This is a genomic window from Bacillus cereus group sp. MYBK108-1, from assembly GCF_051917185.1.
Lineage (GTDB): Bacteria > Bacillota > Bacilli > Bacillales > Bacillaceae_G > Bacillus_A > Bacillus_A cereus.
Window position 1 is genome coordinate 1 of the sequence record NZ_JBQAHZ010000016.1, and the last position, 20715, is coordinate 20715.

Here is a 20715-nt window from a genome sequence, read left to right on the forward strand (position 1 = left end):
CGATTTTTCAAATTTATCTATCACAACTTGCAATATATCAACGATTTTTCAAATTTATCTATCACAACTTGCAATATATCAACGATTTTTCAAATTTATCTATCACAACTTACAATATATCAACGATTCAATAAAGGATATCGATTTAACGACAAAGATTGACAATAACATTCCTCCTTGTCATACAAGGAAACTCCTAAAACGGATTGGATATTTTTTACTAAAATGTTATTATAACCATATACCTTTAAAGGGAGATGGTTGCTATTTCATTAATAATCTTCAAAATAACTCTTGGCCTTCTCGTCCTGACTTTAGCCCTTTTCACCATTAACAGTCTAAAAAAGACATCCGCCTATAAATCAGATAAATATGATTATTACTTACTAACCTTACTTACATTTGAACTAGTAGTGATGCAAATATCCATATTTCTTTAATACATATAAAAAAAGCATATATCCAAAATGGATATATGCTTTTCTTTTATTCTTGCCCTACACGTTTCACTTCTACATCTTTAATACGTTCACGTACAACGTGACTTGCCATAATTAAGCCTGCCACAGATGGTACGAATGCATTTGATGAAGGCGGTAATTTCGCTTTACGAATTTTTGCATTCTCGTCTGGTACGATTTCTTTACGTACTTCTTCACGAATTACGATTGGGTTTTCGTCAGAGAAGACAACTTTTACACCTTTTTTAATACCCTCTTTACGAAGCTTCGTACGAATTACTTTCGCAATTGGATCTGTATGTGTTTTAGAAATGTCCACAATACGGAAACGAGTTGGGTCCATTTTATTTGCTGCACCCATACTTGAGATAATTTTAATTTTACGACGTAAACATTGTTTAATTAAATGGATTTTGAACGTAATCGTATCAGATGCATCCACTACGAAATCTAAACCGTGTTTAAAGAACTCTTCATATGTTTCATCTGTATAAAACATTTCTAATCCAATTACTTCACATTCCGGATTAATGTCTGCAATACGCTCTTTCATTAATTCTACTTTTGAACGTCCTACAGTAGATACTAAAGCGTGAATTTGACGGTTTACGTTTGTAATATCTACAACGTCTTTATCAACTAATACGAGACGTCCTACGCCAGAACGTGCTAACGCTTCAGCTGCAAAAGAACCTACGCCGCCAATTCCTAAAATACCGACTGTACTATTTTTTAATATTTCAAGTCCTTCTTTACCGAAGGCTAATTCATTACGTGAAAATTGATGTAACATTCAGCTCTACACTCCTATTACAAAAATGGTCTACCATGTATTCTAGCGTTTTTCCGACTATTTGTATAGAAAAAGTTATAGAATTCCTAAAAATACATATTTCGAGAATGAAAACATAGACCAGAATTTTATTTCTTCCTAAATACACGTTTAAAAAAGAGGATTTAGAGAACCGAGCAGATCGAGGCGCTGAAGCCAGGAGGAGCGCAGTGTAGAAACACTACTCGAGCACCGGACTGGCGAAGCAACGATGGGATGCGACAGTTATCTGAACCAGACTTTTTAAACTTCCTTTCAATACACGTTTAAAAAGGAGGATTTAGAGAACCGAGCAGATCGAGGCGCTGAAGCCAGGAGGAGCGCAGTGTAGAAACACTACTCGAGCACCGGACTGGCGAAGCAACGATGAGATGCGACAGTTATCTAAACCGGACTTTTTAAACAACCTCTCAAAAAAAGTCTAGACGGTTATAGTATAACCATCTAGACCCTATTCTTACTTCTCTTCTTTCAAGCTTAATTTTAAGTTCAGTTCTTCAAGCTGCGCTTCTGCAACTGGGCTTGGAGCTTCTGTTAATAAGCAGCTTGCGCTTGCTGTTTTCGGGAATGCAATTGTATCACGAAGGTTCGTACGGCCTGCAAGTAACATAACAAGACGATCTAAACCTAATGCGATTCCGCCGTGTGGTGGTGTACCGTATTCGAATGCTTCTAATAAGAATCCGAATTGCTCTTGCGCTTCTTCTTGTGAGAATCCAAGTGCTTTGAACATTTTTTCTTGTACGTCACGCTCGTAAATACGAAGTGATCCACCACCAAGCTCATAACCGTTTAATACAAGGTCATATGCTTGTGCACGTGCTTTTTCTGGTGCTGTTTCTAGTAACTCAACGTCTTCACGGAATGGCATTGTGAATGGGTGGTGAGCTGCGAAGTAACGATCTGCATCTTCATCGTACTCAAGTAGTGGCCAATCAGTTACCCATAGGAAGTTAAATTTACTTTCATCAATTAACTCAAGCTCTTTACCTAGACGTAAACGAAGTGCGCCTAAGCTATCTGCAACAACACTCTTCTTATCTGCTACGAATAGTAATAAGTCGCCAGCAGTAGCTTCTAATGTGCTCATTAACACATTTGCATCTTCTTCACCGAAGAATTTCGCAATCGGTCCTTTTAGGCCGTCTTCTTCAACTTTAAGCCAAGCTAGACCTTTTGCACCGTATACTTTCACGAATTCAGTTAATGCATCGATGTCTTTACGAGAATATTTACTTGCAGCACCTTTTGCATTAATTGCTTTTACTTGTCCGCCGCTTTCTACAGCACTTGTAAACACTTTAAAGCCACAACCTGCTGCAAACTCAGATAAGTCTGTTAGTTCCATTTCAAAGCGTGTATCTGGCTTATCAGAACCGTAGCGAGCCATTGCATCAGCATATTTCATACGAGGGAATGGTGCACTCACTTCTACACCTTTTGCATCCTTCATAACTTTCGTCATCATACGCTCCATCATATCTAAAATTTCATCTTGTGTTAAGAATGAAGCTTCGATATCGATTTGCGTGAATTCTGGTTGACGATCCGCACGTAAATCTTCATCACGGAAACAACGTGCTACTTGATAGTAACGCTCAAATCCGCCGACCATAAGAAGCTGTTTAAATAACTGTGGTGACTGTGGTAATGCATAGAATTCACCATCATGTACACGACTTGGCACTAAATAGTCACGAGCTCCTTCTGGCGTGCTTTTCGTTAAAATTGGTGTTTCTACTTCTAAGAACTCTTCTGTATCTAAGAAGTTACGAATTGTTTTTGTTACATCGTGACGCATTTTGAATGTGTTGAACATTACAGGACGACGTAAGTCTAAATAACGATATTTTAAACGCACATCTTCTGATGCATCTGTATCATCAGCAATGATAATTGGCGTTGTTTTCGCTGCATTTAGTACATTTACTTTTGTTGCTTGTACTTCAATACGACCAGTTGCCATATTGTCATTAATTGCGCCTTCACCACGTTCAACAACTGTACCTTCTACGTGTAATACGTATTCGCTACGAATTGTTTCTGCTACTTCTAACGCTTCTTTTGATGTTTCTGGGTTAAATACAACTTGTACGATACCTGTACGGTCACGTAAATCGATAAAGATTAATCCACCTAAGTCACGGCGTTTTTGTACCCAACCTTTTAATTGAACTGTTTGTCCAACAGCTTCTACTGTTACTTTTCCACATGCATGTGTTCTTTCAGCCACTGTAAGTTCCCCCTATATTAATTTCTCTGCTACGTATGAAGCAAATACATCTAACGCTACTTCTTCTTGTTCACCTGTTGCCATATCTTTTAAGTTAATGATGCCTTTATCTAGCTCATCTTCTCCTAATACAGCTACAAATTTCGCCTTTAGACGATCTGCTGATTTAAATTGTGCTTTCATTTTGCGATCTAAATAATCTTTTTCAACTGACAATCCAGCTTTACGAAGATCGAACGCAACTTTTGCAGCATGGTCTTTCGCTTTTTCGCCAAGCGCTACAACGTAACAATCAATGCTATGTTCAAGTGGTAATTCAATGTTTTCAGCTTTTAGCGCCATAATTAAACGTTCAATACTCATTGCAAAACCGATACCTGGCATTTCTGGTCCACCGATTTCTTGTACAAGTCCGTTATAACGGCCACCACCGCTTAATGTAGTGATCGCACCGAAACCTTCTGCCTCACTCATAATTTCAAAAACAGTGTGTTGATAGTAGTCTAAACCACGCACTAAGTTCGGATCTTTTTCAAATGGAACATCCATCATCGTTAATAGTTCTTGAACTTTGTCATAGTATACTGCTGAATCTTCGTTTAAGTATTCTGTAATAGATGGTGCTGTTCCCATTAATTCATGGTTACGGTCTTTCTTACAGTCTAAAATTCGAAGTGGGTTCTTTTCTAAGCGAGATTGACAGTCAGAACAGAATTCGCCGATACGTGGCTCAAAGTGTGCGATTAATGCATCACGGTGTGCTTGACGGCTCGCTGCGTCACCTAAACTGTTTAATACAACTTTAATATTTTTTAAGCCCATGCCGCGGTAAAATTCAACAGCAAGTGCAATTACTTCTGCATCAATTGCAGGGTCATTACTGCCGATTGCTTCGATACCGAATTGTACGAATTGACGATAGCGACCTGCTTGTGGTCTTTCATAACGGAACATTTGACCGATATAGTATAATTTCGTTGGTTGTGTCGCATCACCAAACATTTTATTTTCAACGTAAGAACGTACAACAGGTGCAGTACCTTCTGGACGTAATGTTAAGCTACGCTCTCCACGATCTTGGAATGAGTACATTTCTTTTTGTACGATATCTGTCGTATCACCAACACCGCGTAAAAATAGCTCAGTGTGTTCAAAAATTGGTGTACGAATTTCTTTATAATTGTAACGACGGCAAATTTCGCGTGCTTGCCCTTCGATATACTGCCATAACTCAACAGTGCCTGGAAGAATATCTTGCGTTCCGCGTGGGATTTGAATAGACATATTCAGTTCCTCCTCAAATTGTTTTAATCTTAATAAAAATAAAAAAACTCCCGCCTCTACTGTTTAAACAGTAGGGACGAGAGTATTATACCCGTGGTGCCACCCTAATTGAAGCACGTATGCTTCCACTTTTTTAATAACGCTTAAATATGCGTTCATCCCTACTAAGCATATATGCCGTTCAAGTTGAAACCTCTAGAGTGTCATTCAATCAGTCATCATGCAGAAATGTTTTCAGCCTAAGACATTCCTTCTCTTTCCATGTGTGTCTCATTTACTCTTCTCTATCAACGGTTATATTCATATGTAAATATAAAATTACTATACGTTTGTTAAGTAGGATTGTCAAGTGCTCTAAGAACGTTCAATCTGCTTCTTTAAACGCTTTACATCTTGAAGAGAAATCCCAAACTCCGAAGCAAGCTCCATTGAAGTATTGTTTTGCTCTTTTGAAATAAAATCATGAAAATTCACGTTAAACAGTTGATTTGCACCATTTGTAACAGAATGCCCTTTTTCATTCATACGCATACGTATATCCCTCACATTCAATATGGATGTTTTACTTTTTATTGTTCCATATTGATGAGAGAGTTATACATAACCGAAACTGCTATTGATTCCAAATAAATGAACAAAACATACAACAATGTATAAAAAAGAGAGGATTATATAACCCTCTCTTTTTTATGAACACTATTTACTTTCTACAATTAAGGTCACCGGACCATCATTGATTAAAGAAACGTCCATCATTGCTCCAAACTTCCCTGTTTCCACATGTAATCCTTGTTTACGAACTTCTTCATTAAAGAAATCGTATAAACGCTCTGCATAATCAGGTTTCGCAGCATCCATAAAGTTTGGACGTCTGCCCTTGCGGCAATCTCCGTATAATGTGAATTGCGAAATAGATAGAACTTGTCCTTCTACATCAAGTACAGAATGATTCATCTTTCCGCTCTCATCTTCAAAAATACGTAAGTTTGCAATTTTTTCCGCAATGTAAGTTGCATCTTTTTCTGTATCTTCGTGCGTAATGCCAACTAGTAATGTTAAACCGAACGGAATTTGTCCTACGATCTCACCGTCTACTGTGACAGACGCTTTCTTTGATCGTTGTAAAACAACTCTCATCTTTCTACACTCCCTATTAATGCATCATGCGTCGTACTGCATAAATTTCTGGAACGCGTTTAATGCGTTCTACTACTTTTTTCAAGTGTTGTAAGTTACGAATCGAGATTGACATATTAATTGTTGCCATCTTATTACGGTCACTTCTACCAGAAACAGCTGAAATGTATGTTTTCGTCTCTGTAACAGCTTGCAGTACTTCATTTAATAAACCGCGGCGATCGTAACCTGAAATTTCAATATCAACGTTATACTCAATTTCTTTTTCAGGGCTACCTTCCCACTCTACCTCTAATAATCGTTCTACAGCTTCTTCTGTATGAACATTTACACAATCACGGCGGTGAATTGATACACCTCGGCCTTTCGTAATATACCCAACGATATCATCGCCCGGAACTGGGTTACAGCATTTCGATAAACGGATTAATAAATTATCAGCACCGCTTACCTTTACACCAGAATCCCATTTTCGAATTTTCATCGGTTTACGGACTTCTTTAACTTCAACAATTTCTTCTTCGCGTTGTTTGCGGAACTTGTCCGTTAGTCGCGTAACAATTTGCGAAGCTGTAATTCCGCTATATCCAACTGCTGCAAACATATCTTCTTCATTTGCAAAGTTAAATTTCTCAGCGACGCGTTTTAAGTTATCCGGCGCCAATACTTCTTTCATCTCATACTCTAGACCACGTACTTCCTTTTCAACAAGTTCACGGCCTTTTTCAATATTTTCATCTCTACGTTGTTTCTTAAAGAATTGACGAATTTTATTTTTCGCATGAGATGTTTGAGCAAGTTTTACCCAATCCTGGCTTGGGCCATATGAATGTTTCGACGTTAAAATTTCAATGATGTCGCCTGTTTTTAATTTATAATCCAGCGTCACCATTTTCCCGTTTACTTTTGCACCAATTGTTTTATTCCCAATTTCCGAATGGACACGATACGCGAAATCAATCGGAACAGATCCAAGTGGTAATTCCATTACATCGCCTTTCGGTGTAAAGACGAATACCATGTCAGAGAATAAATCAATTTTTAATGACTCCATAAATTCTTCTGCATTAGAAGCTTCATTTTGCCATTCTAATATTTGACGGAACCATGTGAGTTTCTTCTCTAATGTACCTGTTGTTTCTGCTGTTTTTCCTTCTTTGTATGCCCAGTGTGCCGCGATCCCGAATTCTGCAATTTCGTGCATTTCTTTCGTACGAATTTGCACTTCAAGTGGATCACCTTTCGGTCCAATTACAGTCGTATGAAGAGATTGATATAGATTTGCTTTTGGCATTGCAATATAATCTTTAAAACGACCTGGCATCGGCTTCCAGCACGTATGAATAATTCCAAGCACAGCATAACAATCTTTAATACTATTTACAACGACACGTACAGCTAATAAATCGTAAATTTCATTGAACTGCTTATTTTGCAGTGCCATTTTACGATAAATACTGTAAATATGTTTCGGTCTTCCAGAAATCTCAGGTTGAATTGCAACTTCTTTTAATTTCTCACGAATACCAGTCATTACTTCGTCTAAATATTCTTCACGTTCTGCACGTTTACGCTTCATTAAATTTACAATACGATAATATTGTTGTGGATTTAAATAGCGAAGTGACGTATCCTCTAGCTCCCATTTAATAGTACTAATTCCGAGTCTATGTGCTAAAGGTGCAAAGATTTCTAACGTTTCATTCGCTATGCGACGCTGCTTCTCTTGAGGCAAATGTTTCAATGTACGCATGTTATGAAGACGATCAGCTAGTTTAATTAAAATAACTCGAATATCTTGAGCCATTGCAATAAACATTTTGCGATGGTTTTCTGCTTGTTGTTGTTCGTGAGATTTATATTTGATCTTCCCAAGCTTTGTAACGCCATCAACAAGCATAGCAATTTCTTTGTTAAATTCCCGTTCAATATCTTCTAACGTAATCTCTGTATCTTCCACTACATCATGTAAGAAACCTGCTGATACCGTAGCTGGATCCATGTGTAAATCAACTAAAATACCTGCAACTTGAATCGGATGAATAATATACGGTTCACCCGATTTTCTATATTGTTCGCTATGCGCATCACGTGCATATTCATAGGCACGTGCCACTAGCTCAATATCTTCATCCGCTAAATATTGACTTGCTTTCTCGAGTACCTGTTCAGCTGTTAGTACCTGCTCATTTGCCATCGAATCACCTTTTATTGAAAATTGACTTTATCTTTATTTAATAGAATAAATTATATTCTATCATTATAACCCAATGATTGTGAATTGTGAAAAGGAAAAGATTTTACTGACATTTCACCATAATTTTTTGTTCAATTATACAAAAGTACCCGCTCCTCTCCAAGAGATTCACGGGTACTTTTTATCACCGTAGTTTTACCTATATAGTGATTAGTATTTTTCTAATACTAATACATCGTAACCATCTAACATTTTACGACCATCTAAGTAAGTAAGTTCTACTAAGAATGCAATTCCTGCTACAACTCCGCCTAGCTCTTCAACTAACTTAATTGTCGCTTCGATTGTTCCACCTGTAGCTAATAGATCATCTGTAATTAATACGCGTTGACCTGGCTTAATTGCATCTTTATGGATTGTTAAAACATCTTTACCATATTCTTTACCGTAGTCAACTGTAATTACTTCACGTGGTAATTTTCCTAATTTACGAACTGGCGCAAATCCTACTTCTAACGCATAAGAAACTGGGCAACCGATAATGAAACCACGAGCTTCTGGTCCTACTACAACATCGATATCTCTTTCTTTTGCGTACTCAACGATTGCGTCTGTTGCTGCTTTGTATGCTTTACCGTCATTCATTAAAGGTGTAATGTCTTTAAACACAATACCTTCTTTCGGATAATCCGGTACAATTGCGATATGTTGCTTGAAATCCATATTTCTGAATCCTCCTCAGATCTAAAAGGTTTGTAAATACAAATCCTTTACCCTAACTGTTCTACTTCTTTATGATTACGAATCGTTTCAAACCATGTATATAGTTGCTGATATGTGCTATAAACCAATTCTTTTTCTAATTGTAAGTGGTTCATTTTCTCACGATATGTGTTCGATTCAATTAAATCACGCTTTTGTTTTTTGTCTGCCATAAAAATGACGCCATCTTTTATTGTAACAAATTCTAACTCAAAAAACACCTGTGTCATGAAATTTACTGTATCTTTTGACCAACCTTTATGACGACATAGTTGTTCTCCATATTGTCTTAAAGAAAATGGTGTTTTTTGGCTTAAGAAAGAATAGTACCATTTAAAGTGTTCTCTCGTCGGAACTGTACTAAATAAGTGGTTATTCTCTTGATAAAATAGCGTATAAATTCGCGCTGGGAATCCTACCTTAAATAGCTCACGTAATTCATCTGTTCCTTTTGGTAAATCAAGTAACACGATATATTGATCATCTAAATGCGTTACTTCTGAAGCATGCATGAGCTTTTCTTTATAGCTCTCTAAAGAAAATTTATTCAATACCTCTTCAGAAAAATACACCATTGTTATTTTTTCTTTCGGAAGTTCTGCTAAATTTGCTTCTGCATTACGCATACTACGCCAATCAAATAATTGCCACGCCTCTACAGCAATATCTTGTACCATTAGTTGTGGCTTCTTAAAGTTATTCCATTCATTAATAGACGCTTCTCCTATTACAGATACTTTTGCAACTGGAGAGATTTCTTTCGCATATGCACCAAAGCCAAATCCAATTGTATCCAGTGTTGCTTGTCCATCACGAAGAGCCATTTTTAAATGAGAGCCATCTGATCCGATTGCGCGAATGCTTTCTAACTCTGCATCTTTTACTGCAATACGTGGTTTCGGATTTCCAACACCAAACGGGGCTAGTTTTTGCATATCTTCAATTGCCGCTAGCGTTACATCCTCTACTTTACAAAAAACATCAACTGCTGTAATTGGAATAAAATCTTCTTCTGTTAAAATCGCATCTGCTTGTTCATTTAAGCGGCGACGTAATTCATCTACATCATTCATATGTAGCGTCATTCCCGCTGCCATCGGATGCCCTCCGAAGTGTGGTAATAACTCTCTACAATCTGATAAATTTGCAAACAAATCAAATCCTGCAATACTACGTGCTGAGCCTTTTGCTGTTTCTTTTATAGGATCAATGCTTAATACAATCGTCGGACGATAAAAACGTTCAACTAATTTCGAAGCAACAATTCCAATTACCCCTGGGTTCCAGCCTTCTTTCGCAAGTACTAATACTTTATTTTCTTCTGGTGGGAAGTTATTTTCCACTTCAGCGATAGCCTCTTCTGTAATTTGCTTTACAATATCTTTTCGCAGTTTGTTCAGCTCATCAATTTCTTCAGCTAGCTCTTTCGCTTCCTCTGGATCATCTGATAATAAAAGGTGTACAGCCGGCGCAGCATCTTCTAAACGCCCAACCGCATTAATACGAGGTGCAATTGAGAAACCAATACTCTCTTCGGTAATTTCACTTTGCGAAACGTTAGCAACTTTAAACAATGCCTTCAAACCAATATTTCTCGTCATACGCATATGTTTTAAACCGCGTTTCACTAGCAACCTATTTTCACCATGAAGTGATACTAAATCGGCTACTGTACCAATTACTGCGATCTCTAATAAATGTTCTGGTACACGGCCTAATAGTGCATGCGCAACTTTAAACGCAACACCTACACCAGCTAAATAGTGAAACGGATATACACCGCCATCTAATTTCGGATGTATAATCGCAAGTGCTTCTGGCAATTCTGGCGGTGGCTCATGGTGATCTGTAATAATTAGATCTATTCCAAGCTCTTTCGCTACATTCGCTTCATGTACCGCTGCAATACCAGTATCGACAGTAATAATTAGCGAGAACCCTGCGCTATGCGCCCAACGAAATGCTTCTTCGTTCGGTCCATACCCTTCTGTAAAACGATTTGGAATGTAAAATTCTACTTCTGCACCTAATTCTTGAAGAGCAAGATATAAAACTGTCGTACTACTTACTCCGTCCGCATCGTAATCACCAAATATTAATATTTGCTCTCCATTTTGAATCGCCTTATTTACACGTTCTACCGTTCTATCCATTCCTTCTAATAAAAATGGATCATGAAATTCTTGATTTTCTGTATTTAAAAAATCTAAAATCTTATCTTCTGTATCGAGTCCTCTACCGAGGAATAACGAAACGACAAGTGGCGATAACTGTAATTTACTTGCTAATTCACTCACTCGCTCGTCATTATATTCTTTTTCTTTCCAACGCGTCTTCGGTTGTAACACGAAATCACCCCTTAACCTGTTCATTATACAAGACAGATTAAGGGGTGACAATATAATGCAAACTACGATGCAATATCTATATACTAAAATGTTAATGATGTTTAATTTGGAGAATACGGATTTATATGTACGAATACATTTTGTACATTATCTTGTTTCATAAGTATTTCTTTCACATGTTTTCCAATACGGTGTCCTTCTTCTACAGTAATGTATGGATCTACGGACACTTTAATATCGACAATAACATAATGACCATGCTCCCGTGCATATAAAGAACCAATTTTTTTCACACCATCTACTTGAAGAACTGCTTCTCTAAGCGGAATAACATCCTCCTCATGAAGAACATGGTCAAGCGTTGCATGAATTGCTTCCGCTCCAATGCTCCATGCCATTTTTACAACAAGAAGTGAAACAACTAATCCCGCAATTGGATCAGCGTATACAAGCCAGTCTATACCAAGCTTACCACCTATTATAGCTGCACAAATACCGATTAAAGCTGCAATTGAAGAAAATACATCCGAACGGTGCTCATATGCATTTGCAATAATTGCATCACTGTTTACTCTTTTCCCTAATCGGAATTTATATTGAAACATTCCTTCTTTCACGACGATTGAAAGAACAACAGCAAATATCGTAATTCCTTTCGGCGGTTCTAGTTCTTGCGAAAAAGCTTTTATAGACGAAATCGCGATTTCAAGTCCCACAATAAATAATAATACCGCAACAATAATCGCTGAAATCGATTCCGCTTTACCATGACCATACGGATGATCCTCATCAGGTGGCTGCTTTGCCGCTCGCAATCCAAAAAGTACAGCTAGCGAACCTATTACATCTGATGCAGAATGCACGGCATCCGCTAATAGCGCTTTACTGTTCCCAATATAACCAATTACCGCCTTTACAATCGCTAATATAATATTACCAACGATCCCGACAATAGCACCAAACTCGGCCTGTTTAAAACGTTCATCTTTTTCCATAATTAAAATCCCTTCTTTTCTTAACCTATCTTTTTATTTTAACAAAAACAGCGATAGCACCACCACTTTCTTCCATCTTCTTTCTGTTAAAAAGTTGCTATCTTATTGTATCCACAAACGAAAAAAGAGATGCCTCATAATAAGGCATCATCTTTTCTATACTTGCGGTTCAGATTCTACTTTCTCAACCTTCTTCTTGTTTTTTCCCTTTTTCAAACGACGGTTTTCAAGCATTAACCAAATTTGAGAGGCAACGAAAACAGAAGAGTACGTACCTACAATTAATCCAACAAGTAACGCAAACGAGAAGTTACGTAGTGACTCACTACCGAAGATAAGCAGTGCAATTACTGGGAATAACACTGTTAATACGGTGTTAATCGAGCGACCAAGCGTTTGGCGAATACTTGCATTTACGATTTCTTCTAGATCTTTTATATCGCGCACTCGTTTTTTCTGTTTGTATAATTCACGGTTTCTATCAAATGTAACAATCGAGTCATTAATAGAATAACCGATGATTGTTAGTACTGCAGCAATAAACGTTAAGTCTACCTCTAGTTGGAAAATACTAAACATAACAATCATAACGAATGCGTCATGTAATAATGCAAGTACTGCAGATAACGCATACGTAAAGCGGAAACGAATACTTACGTATAAAATGATAACCGCAGAAGCAATTAATACTGCGATAAATGCATTTCGTGCAATTTCTTTACCGATTGTCGGTGAAACTGTACTTACGTTTGGATCTGTACCATATTTATCGTGGAAGAATGTTTTTGTTTTCGCAATTTCATCTTTTGATAAAACACCTAATGTACGAACTGCGAAACCTTTATTGTCATCTCCAGTCGGTACAATATTTTCTTCCTTCACATCAATGTTCAATTCTTTAAAATCTTTATGAACATCAGACACAGTAACGGCTTGTTTTGATTGCAAGTCGATACGTGTACCACTCGCAAAGTCAATACCAAGGTTCAATTTGAAAATTGGTAAGATAATTGCTCCTGCAATTACAACTACAATCGAGAAAATAAGGAATTTATGACCGATATTTACGAAATTAATACGATCAAATCTCGTTGGCGGATGTACTACACCTTTTGTTAATGGAATAATATCCTTTTGTTTCACACCAAAATATCCTGGTTTTTTATCAAAGTAACGGCTCTTTACAAGTAGACCTAGTAAGAAACGAGTACCGAATACGTTCGTAATAAAACCAACTAAAATACTTACGATTAAACTTGTTGCAAATCCTTTTACAGAGCTATTACCATAAACGAATAACACACCAGCTGCTGCAAGAGTCGTAACGTTTGCATCTAGAATTGTTGCTAATGAACGATGGTTACCAGCACGGAATGCCGACATCATTGACTTACCAATTTTCAGCTCTTCTTTCAGTCTCTCGTACGTAATAATATTTGCATCAACTGCGATACCTACTCCGAGCACTAACGCTGCAATACCTGGCAACGTAAGAACTGCATGCATCCAGTTAAAGACAAGTAATGTAACGAAAATGTATAACCCTAACATAATAACCGCTACAAGTCCTGGTAAACGGTAGAATACAAGCATAAATAAGAAAATAAGAGCGATACCAATCGCACTAGCGAAAATCGTTTGCTCTAACGCTTGTTGACCAAATTTCGCTCCAACAGATGTTGAATACATTTCTTTTAAATCAACAGGAAGTGCACCTGCATTTAATAAAGATGAAAGTTGTTTCGCACTTTCAACTGTGAAGTTTCCACCTACGATAGATACTTCAGCTTGGTTAAATACTTGGTTTACTGTTGCTGCTGATAAGAATTTCGGATTCGGTTTTGCAGATTCTGCTTTATACGAATCTTTTCCTTCTTCAAAGTCAAGCCAAATTACCATTAAATTCGTTGGTGGTGGCATTTTAGAAATTTTTTCAGTTACTTCACGGAATTTTTCAGCGCTTTTTAGTGTAAGACCTACGCTCGCACGGCCTTGCTCATCAAATGTTTGCTTCGCTCCGCCGCCTTTTAAATCCGTTCCATCCATAAGAAGGTTATCATCCACATCACGGAATGTTAATTTCGCTTGTGTTGATAACATTTCACGTGCTTTTTGCTGATCTTGTACACCAGCAAGCTGTACACGAATTCGATCTTGCCCTTCGATTTGAATGTTCGGCTCACTTACACCGAGAACATTGACACGATTTTCAAGAGCACCTACTGTACTTACAAGTACATCTCGATCGATTTTATCACCTTTTTTGGCTGGTTTTACTTCATACAGAATTTCAAAACCACCGCGAAGGTCTAGTCCTAGACTAATTCCTTTTGCTATGTCTTTTCCTGCCGCACCAATTACTCCACCGATTAATAAGACGATGAGGAAAAAGGCGGCAATTCTCGTACCACGCTTTGCCATATGTACCCTCTTTCTGCTACTAACACTTTCAATAAATCTCTTACGATTCACTGCTATACGTGTGCATACGCCTAGTTAGTAGACTTCCTTTCTATAATTTTTGCTAGTTCATCACTAGCTCTATAGGTAAGCTTTTACACTACCTACACTTCCATCATTTATTTTCCTCTTCACTACCTCCTTTATATATAATCTTAGACATAATTATTTCCTCTTTATCAATACATATCATTATACTGCAAAAGGAAGAACAAACCAATTGCAGTCGGTTATTTATTTTCGTACTCATCAAATGACCAAAGTGGCGCTTGGTAAGCTTCAACAGTTAAATATGTCATATATTCATTAGCTGTTACTGTTAATACGTCATTAACTAATTCATACAATCTAACATCGCTGTCTATCTTCTTCCACTTTTTCACTTTAAGAAACTTCCAAATGTCATCATCTGTCACTCGGTCGTAACCGAACATTTGAAACTCTTCTACTTTACTTTCTAAAACGACTTGTAACTGTCCGCGGTATGATTCTACCAAAGCCTCTCTATCTAACATCTATAAACATCTCCTTCTTATTTCAGCACGAAAAAGTCGCTTTAATCCCGCTCTAATGGACAGCAATAACTACTTTCAAGAGCACTATCATACTTCACTCTCTTAAATGCTTGTCATTCTTGTCTCGTACGTGCATATAAATTATTGTAAATCATTCCATTGATTTTGAGAAGGTAGGAGAAGAACATGACGAGACAAAGCTTTTTAAAAGGCGCATTTATTTTAATGATAGCCGGCTTTATTACAAAAATACTCGGCTTTATCAACCGCATAGTAATGGCACGTATTTTAGGAGAAGAAGGCGTTGGTCTTTATATGATGGCCGTTCCTACATTCATTTTAGCAATTACATTGACACAAATTGGTCTTCCTGTCGCAATCGCAAAATTTGTAGCAGAAGCGGAAGCTGTGAACGATAAACAAAGAGTTAAAAAAATATTAACCGTATCACTAGCTGTTACATCCGTTATTAGTATCATTTTAACAATCGGAATTATGTTCCTCACACCTATTTTAGCAAAAACATTATTAACCGACGAAAGAACCTACTATCCATTAATGGCCATTTTGCCCGTTGTTCCTGTTATTGCTGTTTCTTCTGTGTTGCGTGGTTACTTTCAAGGGAAACAAAACATGAAACCTAGCGCTTATGCGCAAGTTCTAGAACAAGTCGTCCGCATTACCATTATCGCTATATGCATTCAATTATTTTTACCTTACGGCATAGAATATGCTGCAGCCGGCGCTATGTTATCAGCTGTTCTCGGTGAAGTTGCATCCTTATTATTTTTACTCACGTTATTTCAGCGAGAAAAACATTTATCAATACGCTCTGGATTTTTCACTACTGTAAAGGAAAGCAAAGGGACATTTTATTCTCTGATGGATATTGCCCTTCCAACTACAGGAAGTCGTTTAATCGGCTCCGTTTCATATTTTTTTGAACCTATTGTCGTTATGCAAAGCTTAGCAATCGCTGGTGTCGCTGCTTCTGTTGCAACCCAGCAATACGGTATATTAAACGGTTATGCATTCCCGCTCCTATCACTACCCGCCTTTATTACATACGCTCTCTCTACAGCGCTCGTTCCTTCTATTAGTGAAGCAATGGCAAAAAGACAACATAAATTAGTAGAGCACCGTTTACAACAAGCACTTCGAATTTCATTAATTACCGGCGGATGGTCTGTCGTTATATTATACGTATTCGCTTCTCCTGTTTTAACTCTTATGTATGGATCAGACAGCGCAACAGCATTCATTCAACTTCTTGCGCCTTGCTTTTTATTTCATTATTTCCAAAGTCCACTTACCTCTGTTTTGCAAGCTTTAAACTTAGCAAGAGCCGCAATGATGAATACATTTATTGGTGCCATCGTGAAATTAATCGTTATTTTTGTACTAGCATCAAGGCCAGAGTTTCAAATGATGGGGGTTGCACTTGCTATTGCTGCAAATATTGTAACAGTAACATTTCTTCACTACGCTACTGTTTTAAAAAAGATTACATTTACCATTTACGCAAAAGACTATATTTTCGGCGGACTTGCCATCGGTATCGCAGGCGCCTTCGGTTTTTATCTTCATAAATATATTATTTTCTCTCATTCCCTTGGCATACAAACATTATGGGAAATCACTTTAACAACAATTGTTTATATCGTACTTCTCTTCACTTTCAAACTCATTCGAAAAGAAGAGTTAAGTCGTCTCCCTATCATTCGTAAGCTTTCATTTTTGAAATAAGGTGAAACTTTAATCAGTGGGGTAATCTCCACTGATTATTAGTTATACTAATCATTCTTACTCTTCCAAAGGATAAGTCTCTAATTTTCTTTTACATCAACAAAAAATTGTCCATTTTGAAAACTACAGTATAAAATTTGTGTTATATCGTTATAACCTAAGTTTTTTAATTTCTCAATAAGCCATTCATCTGTATGCTCAATCATTTGTAAATGACTAGATTGAATTTCTCCATCAATAATAAGAGGAAGCGTAAACTGCAATGTATCTTGTTTATTTTTTTGTTTTTGAAAGACAGATAACTTCCCAGACGGTTCCAAAATAGCATATTCTACATCCCGAATATCTCCAACTCCTTGTTCCCTTAATTGCATCATTAAATCATCAATATTATATCGTTGGTTTCTCATCTTTTTTTCATCAATCTTTCCCGCATTAATAATAATTGCTGGTTCACCTTCTATTAAATGCCGAAATCGTTGAAACTTTAATGAAATGACTGACAAAATGATTTGTATGCACATAAGAAAAGTCATCGGAACTAATTGATGCCAAAGTGATTTATCGGTATTTTCAATTGCTACTACAGCCATTTCTCCAAGCATAATAAATACGACTAAATCTAATACACTTAGCTCTCCTATCTCACGTTTACCCATAAGACGAAAAATAATTAAGATGATGATATACAAAAGCATTGTCCGTCCAATTACCGATATCCATTCCATTTCTACATCTCCTTTTTTACGTATAGACTCCCCTATAAAAAAGAAACTAGTCTAACTTGAGCAAAAGGAAAATATGCTTGTATTAAAAAGGGGGAATGCATAAATGGATGGAACGAAAAAATTATCAACTGCAATTGGCTTCGGTATTGTTACACTACTAATTCTCGCATCTATTACTAGTATGATTATGGCTCTTTTATTAAAGTTTACGAATATAAATGAAGGGACATTAACCGTTACTATTTTTATACTCGCTCTTTTATCTATGCTTATGTCTGGATTTACTGCCGGCAAAAAGGCTCAAGGAAAAGGTTGGCTAGTAGGTTTCACAACAGGGCTCACGTTCACTATACTCGTCTTTCTAGTTAACTATTTAGGCTTTTCTCAAACCTTATCGAACTCACAATTACTATATCAATTAGCATTAATGGGGGCGAGTACACTCGGTGGTATTTTCGGTGTAAATATGTCAAAGCAAAGTAACTAAAAAAGGCCCTGCACATTTCATGCAGGGCCTTCCACATTAGTTTTTCACAACTTCACGAATCGCATTGCGATCGAAAGTTAAGTGTGAACCACCAGATTTAATAACGATTTTTGTCTCATCTACTGATTCGATTGTGCCGTGTAAACCACCGATTGTTACGATAGCATCACCTTTTGCTAACTCACTTTGCATTTGAGCAACTGCTTTTTGACGTTTTTGTTGCGGGCGAATTAATAAGAAATAGAAAATCGCAAACATCGCAACGATCATAACGATATTCATCATACCTGCATTCATCTTTTGTTCCTCCTTTTAAATTATGTATTAGAAGTTTTTAGCATTCGGTTTATTAAAGCCATACTGTTCAAAGAACTCTTCGCGGAAATCGCCAAGACGGTCTTCACGAATAGCTTGTCTCACCTGCTCCATTAAGTTTAACAGAAAATGAAGGTTGTGATAAGACGTTAAACGAATTCCGAACGTTTCATCACATTTCATTAAGTGACGAATGTACGCACGTGAGTAGTTTTTACATGTGTAGCAATCACAGTTTGGATCAAGCGGACCGAAGTCTCTTGCGAATTTCGCATTTTTTACAACAAGGCGACCTTCACTTGTCATACACGTACCATTTCGAGCGATACGAGTTGGAAGTACGCAGTCAAACATATCAATCCCACGAATTGCGCCATCGATTAACGAGTCAGGAGAACCTACACCCATTAAGTAACGAGGCTTATTATCTGGAAGAAGTGGTGTTGTAAACTCAAGAACACGGTTCATAATATCTTTCGGTTCACCAACAGATAAACCACCTACAGCGTAACCAGGGAAGTCCATTGAAACAAGGTCTTTCGCACTTTGACGACGAAGCTCTTCGTACTCCCCGCCCTGTACAATACCGAATAAACCTTGATCTTGCGGACGTTCATGCGCTTTTAAGCAACGTTCTGCCCAGCGGCTCGTACGCTCTACAGATTTCTTCATATATTCAAAAGTAGCCGGGAATGGTGGACACTCATCAAATGCCATCATAATATCTGAACCTAATGCATTTTGGATTTCCATCGCTTTTTCTGGTGATAAGAATAATTTATCTCCATTTAAGTGATTACGGAAGTGAACGCCTTCCTCTTCAATACGACGGAAGTCACTTAAACTGAATACTTGGAAACCACCAGAGTCTGTTAAGATTGCACGATCCCAGTTCATAAATTTATGCAAGCCGCCTGCTTCACGAATAATTTCATGACCTGGACGTAGCCATAAATGATACGTATTACTTAAAATAATGCCAGAATCCATTGCTTTTAATTCTTCTGGTGACATTGTCTTAACTGTTGCAAGTGTACCAACTGGCATAAATGTTGGTGTATCAAATGAACCGTGCGGCGTATGCACACGACCTAAACGGGCACCCGTTTGTTTACATGTCTTAATAAATTCATAACGAATTGCTGTCATAACTTACTCCTTTTATTTGTTTCTCATTTTAGCGTGAGATGCAACGAACATTGCATCACCGAAGCTAAAGAAACGATATTTTTCTTTTACTGCTTCATTATAAGCATGAAGTACATTATCTCTATTTGCAAATGCACTTACAAGCATAATTAATGTTGATTTCGGTAAATGGAAGTTTGTAATTAAACCATCAATTGCTTTAAATTCATATCCCGGATACATGAAAATATCTGTCCATCCAGAAGAGGCGCAGAGCTTACCGTCATGATCTGTTGCAATTGTTTCTAACGTACGAGTTGATGTCGTACCTACAGTAATAATACGTCCACCATTCTCTTTCACACGATTTAATAATGCCGCTGTCTCTTCAGACATATGATAATATTCTGCGTGCATATGGTGTTCTTCAATCGTGTCTGCAGAAACTGGTCTAAATGTTCCAAGTCCTACGTGAAGTGTAATGAATGCTAACTGAACGCCTTTTTGCTTTAACTTCTCAAGTAACTCTTCTGTAAAGTGAAGTCCCGCAGTCGGCGCTGCTGCTGAACCGATTTCTTTCGCATATACTGTTTGATAACGATCGCGATCTTCCAGCGTCTCTTTAATATATGGAGGAAGCGGCATTTCCCCAAGTTCATCTAAAATTTCATAGAAGATGCCATCATATGAAAATTCAAGCTGGCGTCCACCTTGATCTGCAGTTCCTGTGCAAGTTGCTTTTAATTTCCCTTCGCCAAAAGAGATAACAGTTCCTTCTTTTACACGTTTCGCTGGCTTTACAAGCGTTTCCCACTTATCACCTTCTTCTTGTTTTAAAAGAAGTACTTCAATGTGCGCGCCTGTATCTTCTTTCACACCGTGCAAACGAGCAGGCATAACTTTCGTTTCATTTAAAACTAAGCAATCCCCCTCATGTAAGTAAGAAAGAATATCCGTAAAATGTTTATGCTCAATATCACCTGTTTCACGGTCTAACACCATTAATCTTGATGTTTCACGATCTTCTAACGGGACTTGTGCAATAAGTTCTTCTGGTAAATGAAAATCAAACAGATTTATATCCATA

At 37.4% G+C, this 20715-nt stretch carries 17 protein-coding genes and 1 other annotated feature; of the genes, 2 read left to right on the top strand and 15 right to left on the bottom strand.

The features are described 5' to 3' along the window. Positions 1 to 486: 486 nt before the first annotated feature. The 11 genes from ACTFSL_RS19915 to ACTFSL_RS19965 all read right to left on the bottom strand — a co-directional run bounded on the left by ACTFSL_RS19915 (position 487) and on the right by ACTFSL_RS19965 (position 15224). Positions 487 to 1254 carry a tRNA threonylcarbamoyladenosine dehydratase gene (locus ACTFSL_RS19915; protein ID WP_440042262.1) on the bottom strand — a complete coding sequence of 256 codons (768 nt, stop codon included), beginning with the start codon at positions 1252 to 1254 and terminating at the stop codon, positions 487 to 489. A 496-nt stretch (positions 1255 to 1750) separates the two neighbouring features. After that, positions 1751 to 3526: an aspartate--tRNA ligase gene (gene aspS / locus ACTFSL_RS19920; protein WP_000840898.1), complete on the bottom strand. Its 1776-nt coding sequence runs from the start codon at positions 3524 to 3526 to the stop codon at positions 1751 to 1753. A gap of 12 nt (positions 3527 to 3538) precedes the next feature. After that, a complete protein-coding gene (hisS, locus tag ACTFSL_RS19925) occupies positions 3539 to 4810 on the bottom strand; it encodes a histidine--tRNA ligase (RefSeq protein ID WP_000027084.1) in 1272 nt (423 codons plus the stop codon). 69 nt (positions 4811 to 4879) lie between these two features. After that, positions 4880 to 5110, bottom strand: a binding site (T-box leader). A 54-nt stretch (positions 5111 to 5164) separates the two neighbouring features. Then, complete coding sequence (locus tag ACTFSL_RS19930; RefSeq protein ID WP_001242605.1) at positions 5165 to 5341, bottom strand: hypothetical protein; 177 nt, start codon at positions 5339 to 5341, stop codon at positions 5165 to 5167. A gap of 165 nt (positions 5342 to 5506) precedes the next feature. Next, complete coding sequence (locus ACTFSL_RS19935) at positions 5507 to 5947, bottom strand: D-tyrosyl-tRNA(Tyr) deacylase (protein WP_001266965.1); 441 nt, start codon at positions 5945 to 5947, stop codon at positions 5507 to 5509. A 16-nt stretch (positions 5948 to 5963) separates the two neighbouring features. After that, positions 5964 to 8144, bottom strand: a complete 2181-nt coding sequence (relA, locus tag ACTFSL_RS19940) for a GTP diphosphokinase (protein ID WP_033695602.1) — start codon at positions 8142 to 8144, stop codon at positions 5964 to 5966. A 210-nt stretch (positions 8145 to 8354) separates the two neighbouring features. Next, positions 8355 to 8867 carry an adenine phosphoribosyltransferase gene (locus ACTFSL_RS19945; protein ID WP_000346215.1) on the bottom strand — a complete coding sequence of 171 codons (513 nt, stop codon included), beginning with the start codon at positions 8865 to 8867 and terminating at the stop codon, positions 8355 to 8357. A gap of 47 nt (positions 8868 to 8914) precedes the next feature. Further along, positions 8915 to 11254 carry a single-stranded-DNA-specific exonuclease RecJ gene (gene recJ / locus ACTFSL_RS19950; RefSeq protein WP_000941229.1) on the bottom strand — a complete coding sequence of 780 codons (2340 nt, stop codon included), beginning with the start codon at positions 11252 to 11254 and terminating at the stop codon, positions 8915 to 8917. A 101-nt stretch (positions 11255 to 11355) separates the two neighbouring features. Continuing rightward, positions 11356 to 12249 carry a cation diffusion facilitator family transporter gene (locus ACTFSL_RS19955; RefSeq protein WP_000409743.1) on the bottom strand — a complete coding sequence of 298 codons (894 nt, stop codon included), beginning with the start codon at positions 12247 to 12249 and terminating at the stop codon, positions 11356 to 11358. A 156-nt stretch (positions 12250 to 12405) separates the two neighbouring features. Next, a complete protein-coding gene (gene secDF, locus ACTFSL_RS19960; RefSeq protein WP_001119066.1) occupies positions 12406 to 14670 on the bottom strand; it encodes a protein translocase subunit SecDF in 2265 nt (754 codons plus the stop codon). Between the two features lie 269 nt (positions 14671 to 14939). Continuing rightward, a complete protein-coding gene (locus ACTFSL_RS19965; protein WP_000886980.1) occupies positions 14940 to 15224 on the bottom strand; it encodes a post-transcriptional regulator in 285 nt (94 codons plus the stop codon). A gap of 186 nt (positions 15225 to 15410) precedes the next feature. On the opposite strand from ACTFSL_RS19965, the gene spoVB reads away from it, so the two are divergent. Beyond that, complete coding sequence (spoVB, locus tag ACTFSL_RS19970) at positions 15411 to 16970, top strand: stage V sporulation protein B (RefSeq protein ID WP_000198301.1); 1560 nt, start codon at positions 15411 to 15413, stop codon at positions 16968 to 16970. A gap of 80 nt (positions 16971 to 17050) precedes the next feature. On the opposite strand, the gene ACTFSL_RS19975 is transcribed toward spoVB, so the two are convergent. Next, a complete protein-coding gene (locus ACTFSL_RS19975; protein WP_000454838.1) occupies positions 17051 to 17698 on the bottom strand; it encodes a DUF421 domain-containing protein in 648 nt (215 codons plus the stop codon). A 103-nt stretch (positions 17699 to 17801) separates the two neighbouring features. Between ACTFSL_RS19975 and ACTFSL_RS19980 the strand changes: the two genes are divergently transcribed. Then, entirely contained in the window at positions 17802 to 18185 is a 384-nt protein-coding gene (locus ACTFSL_RS19980) for a TIGR04086 family membrane protein (RefSeq protein ID WP_000349148.1), read from the top strand. 36 nt (positions 18186 to 18221) lie between these two features. Here ACTFSL_RS19980 and yajC read toward each other — a convergent pair whose 3' ends face one another. The 3 genes from yajC to queA are packed head-to-tail and all read right to left on the bottom strand — an operon-like array spanning position 18222 to position 20714. Continuing rightward, positions 18222 to 18482, bottom strand: coding sequence for a preprotein translocase subunit YajC (gene yajC / locus ACTFSL_RS19985; protein ID WP_000991115.1), 261 nt, complete (start codon positions 18480 to 18482; stop codon positions 18222 to 18224). A gap of 27 nt (positions 18483 to 18509) precedes the next feature. After that, positions 18510 to 19649 carry a tRNA guanosine(34) transglycosylase Tgt gene (gene tgt, locus ACTFSL_RS19990; protein ID WP_000125365.1) on the bottom strand — a complete coding sequence of 380 codons (1140 nt, stop codon included), beginning with the start codon at positions 19647 to 19649 and terminating at the stop codon, positions 18510 to 18512. Between the two features lie 12 nt (positions 19650 to 19661). Continuing rightward, positions 19662 to 20714, bottom strand: a complete 1053-nt coding sequence (queA, locus tag ACTFSL_RS19995; protein WP_440042263.1) for a tRNA preQ1(34) S-adenosylmethionine ribosyltransferase-isomerase QueA — start codon at positions 20712 to 20714, stop codon at positions 19662 to 19664. Position 20715: the final 1 nt, after the last annotated feature.

Coding starts and splice junctions, on each gene's coding strand:
- queA (WP_440042263.1), bottom strand. CDS start 20,714: ATGGATATAAATCTGTTTGATTTTCATTTACCAGAAGAACTTATTGCA.
- ACTFSL_RS19975 (WP_000454838.1), bottom strand. CDS start 17,698: ATGGAATGGATATCGGTAATTGGACGGACAATGCTTTTGTATATCATC.
- yajC (WP_000991115.1), bottom strand. CDS start 18,482: ATGAATGCAGGTATGATGAATATCGTTATGATCGTTGCGATGTTTGCG.
- ACTFSL_RS19955 (WP_000409743.1), bottom strand. CDS start 12,249: ATGGAAAAAGATGAACGTTTTAAACAGGCCGAGTTTGGTGCTATTGTC.
- spoVB (WP_000198301.1), top strand. CDS start 15,411: ATGACGAGACAAAGCTTTTTAAAAGGCGCATTTATTTTAATGATAGCC.
- hisS (WP_000027084.1), bottom strand. CDS start 4,810: ATGTCTATTCAAATCCCACGCGGAACGCAAGATATTCTTCCAGGCACT.
- secDF (WP_001119066.1), bottom strand. CDS start 14,670: ATGGCAAAGCGTGGTACGAGAATTGCCGCCTTTTTCCTCATCGTCTTA.
- tgt (WP_000125365.1), bottom strand. CDS start 19,649: ATGACAGCAATTCGTTATGAATTTATTAAGACATGTAAACAAACGGGT.
- ACTFSL_RS19945 (WP_000346215.1), bottom strand. CDS start 8,867: ATGGATTTCAAGCAACATATCGCAATTGTACCGGATTATCCGAAAGAA.
- ACTFSL_RS19930 (WP_001242605.1), bottom strand. CDS start 5,341: ATGCGTATGAATGAAAAAGGGCATTCTGTTACAAATGGTGCAAATCAA.
- ACTFSL_RS19965 (WP_000886980.1), bottom strand. CDS start 15,224: ATGTTAGATAGAGAGGCTTTGGTAGAATCATACCGCGGACAGTTACAA.
- relA (WP_033695602.1), bottom strand. CDS start 8,144: ATGGCAAATGAGCAGGTACTAACAGCTGAACAGGTACTCGAGAAAGCA.
- ACTFSL_RS19915 (WP_440042262.1), bottom strand. CDS start 1,254: ATGTTACATCAATTTTCACGTAATGAATTAGCCTTCGGTAAAGAAGGA.
- ACTFSL_RS19980 (WP_000349148.1), top strand. CDS start 17,802: ATGGATGGAACGAAAAAATTATCAACTGCAATTGGCTTCGGTATTGTT.
- ACTFSL_RS19935 (WP_001266965.1), bottom strand. CDS start 5,947: ATGAGAGTTGTTTTACAACGATCAAAGAAAGCGTCTGTCACAGTAGAC.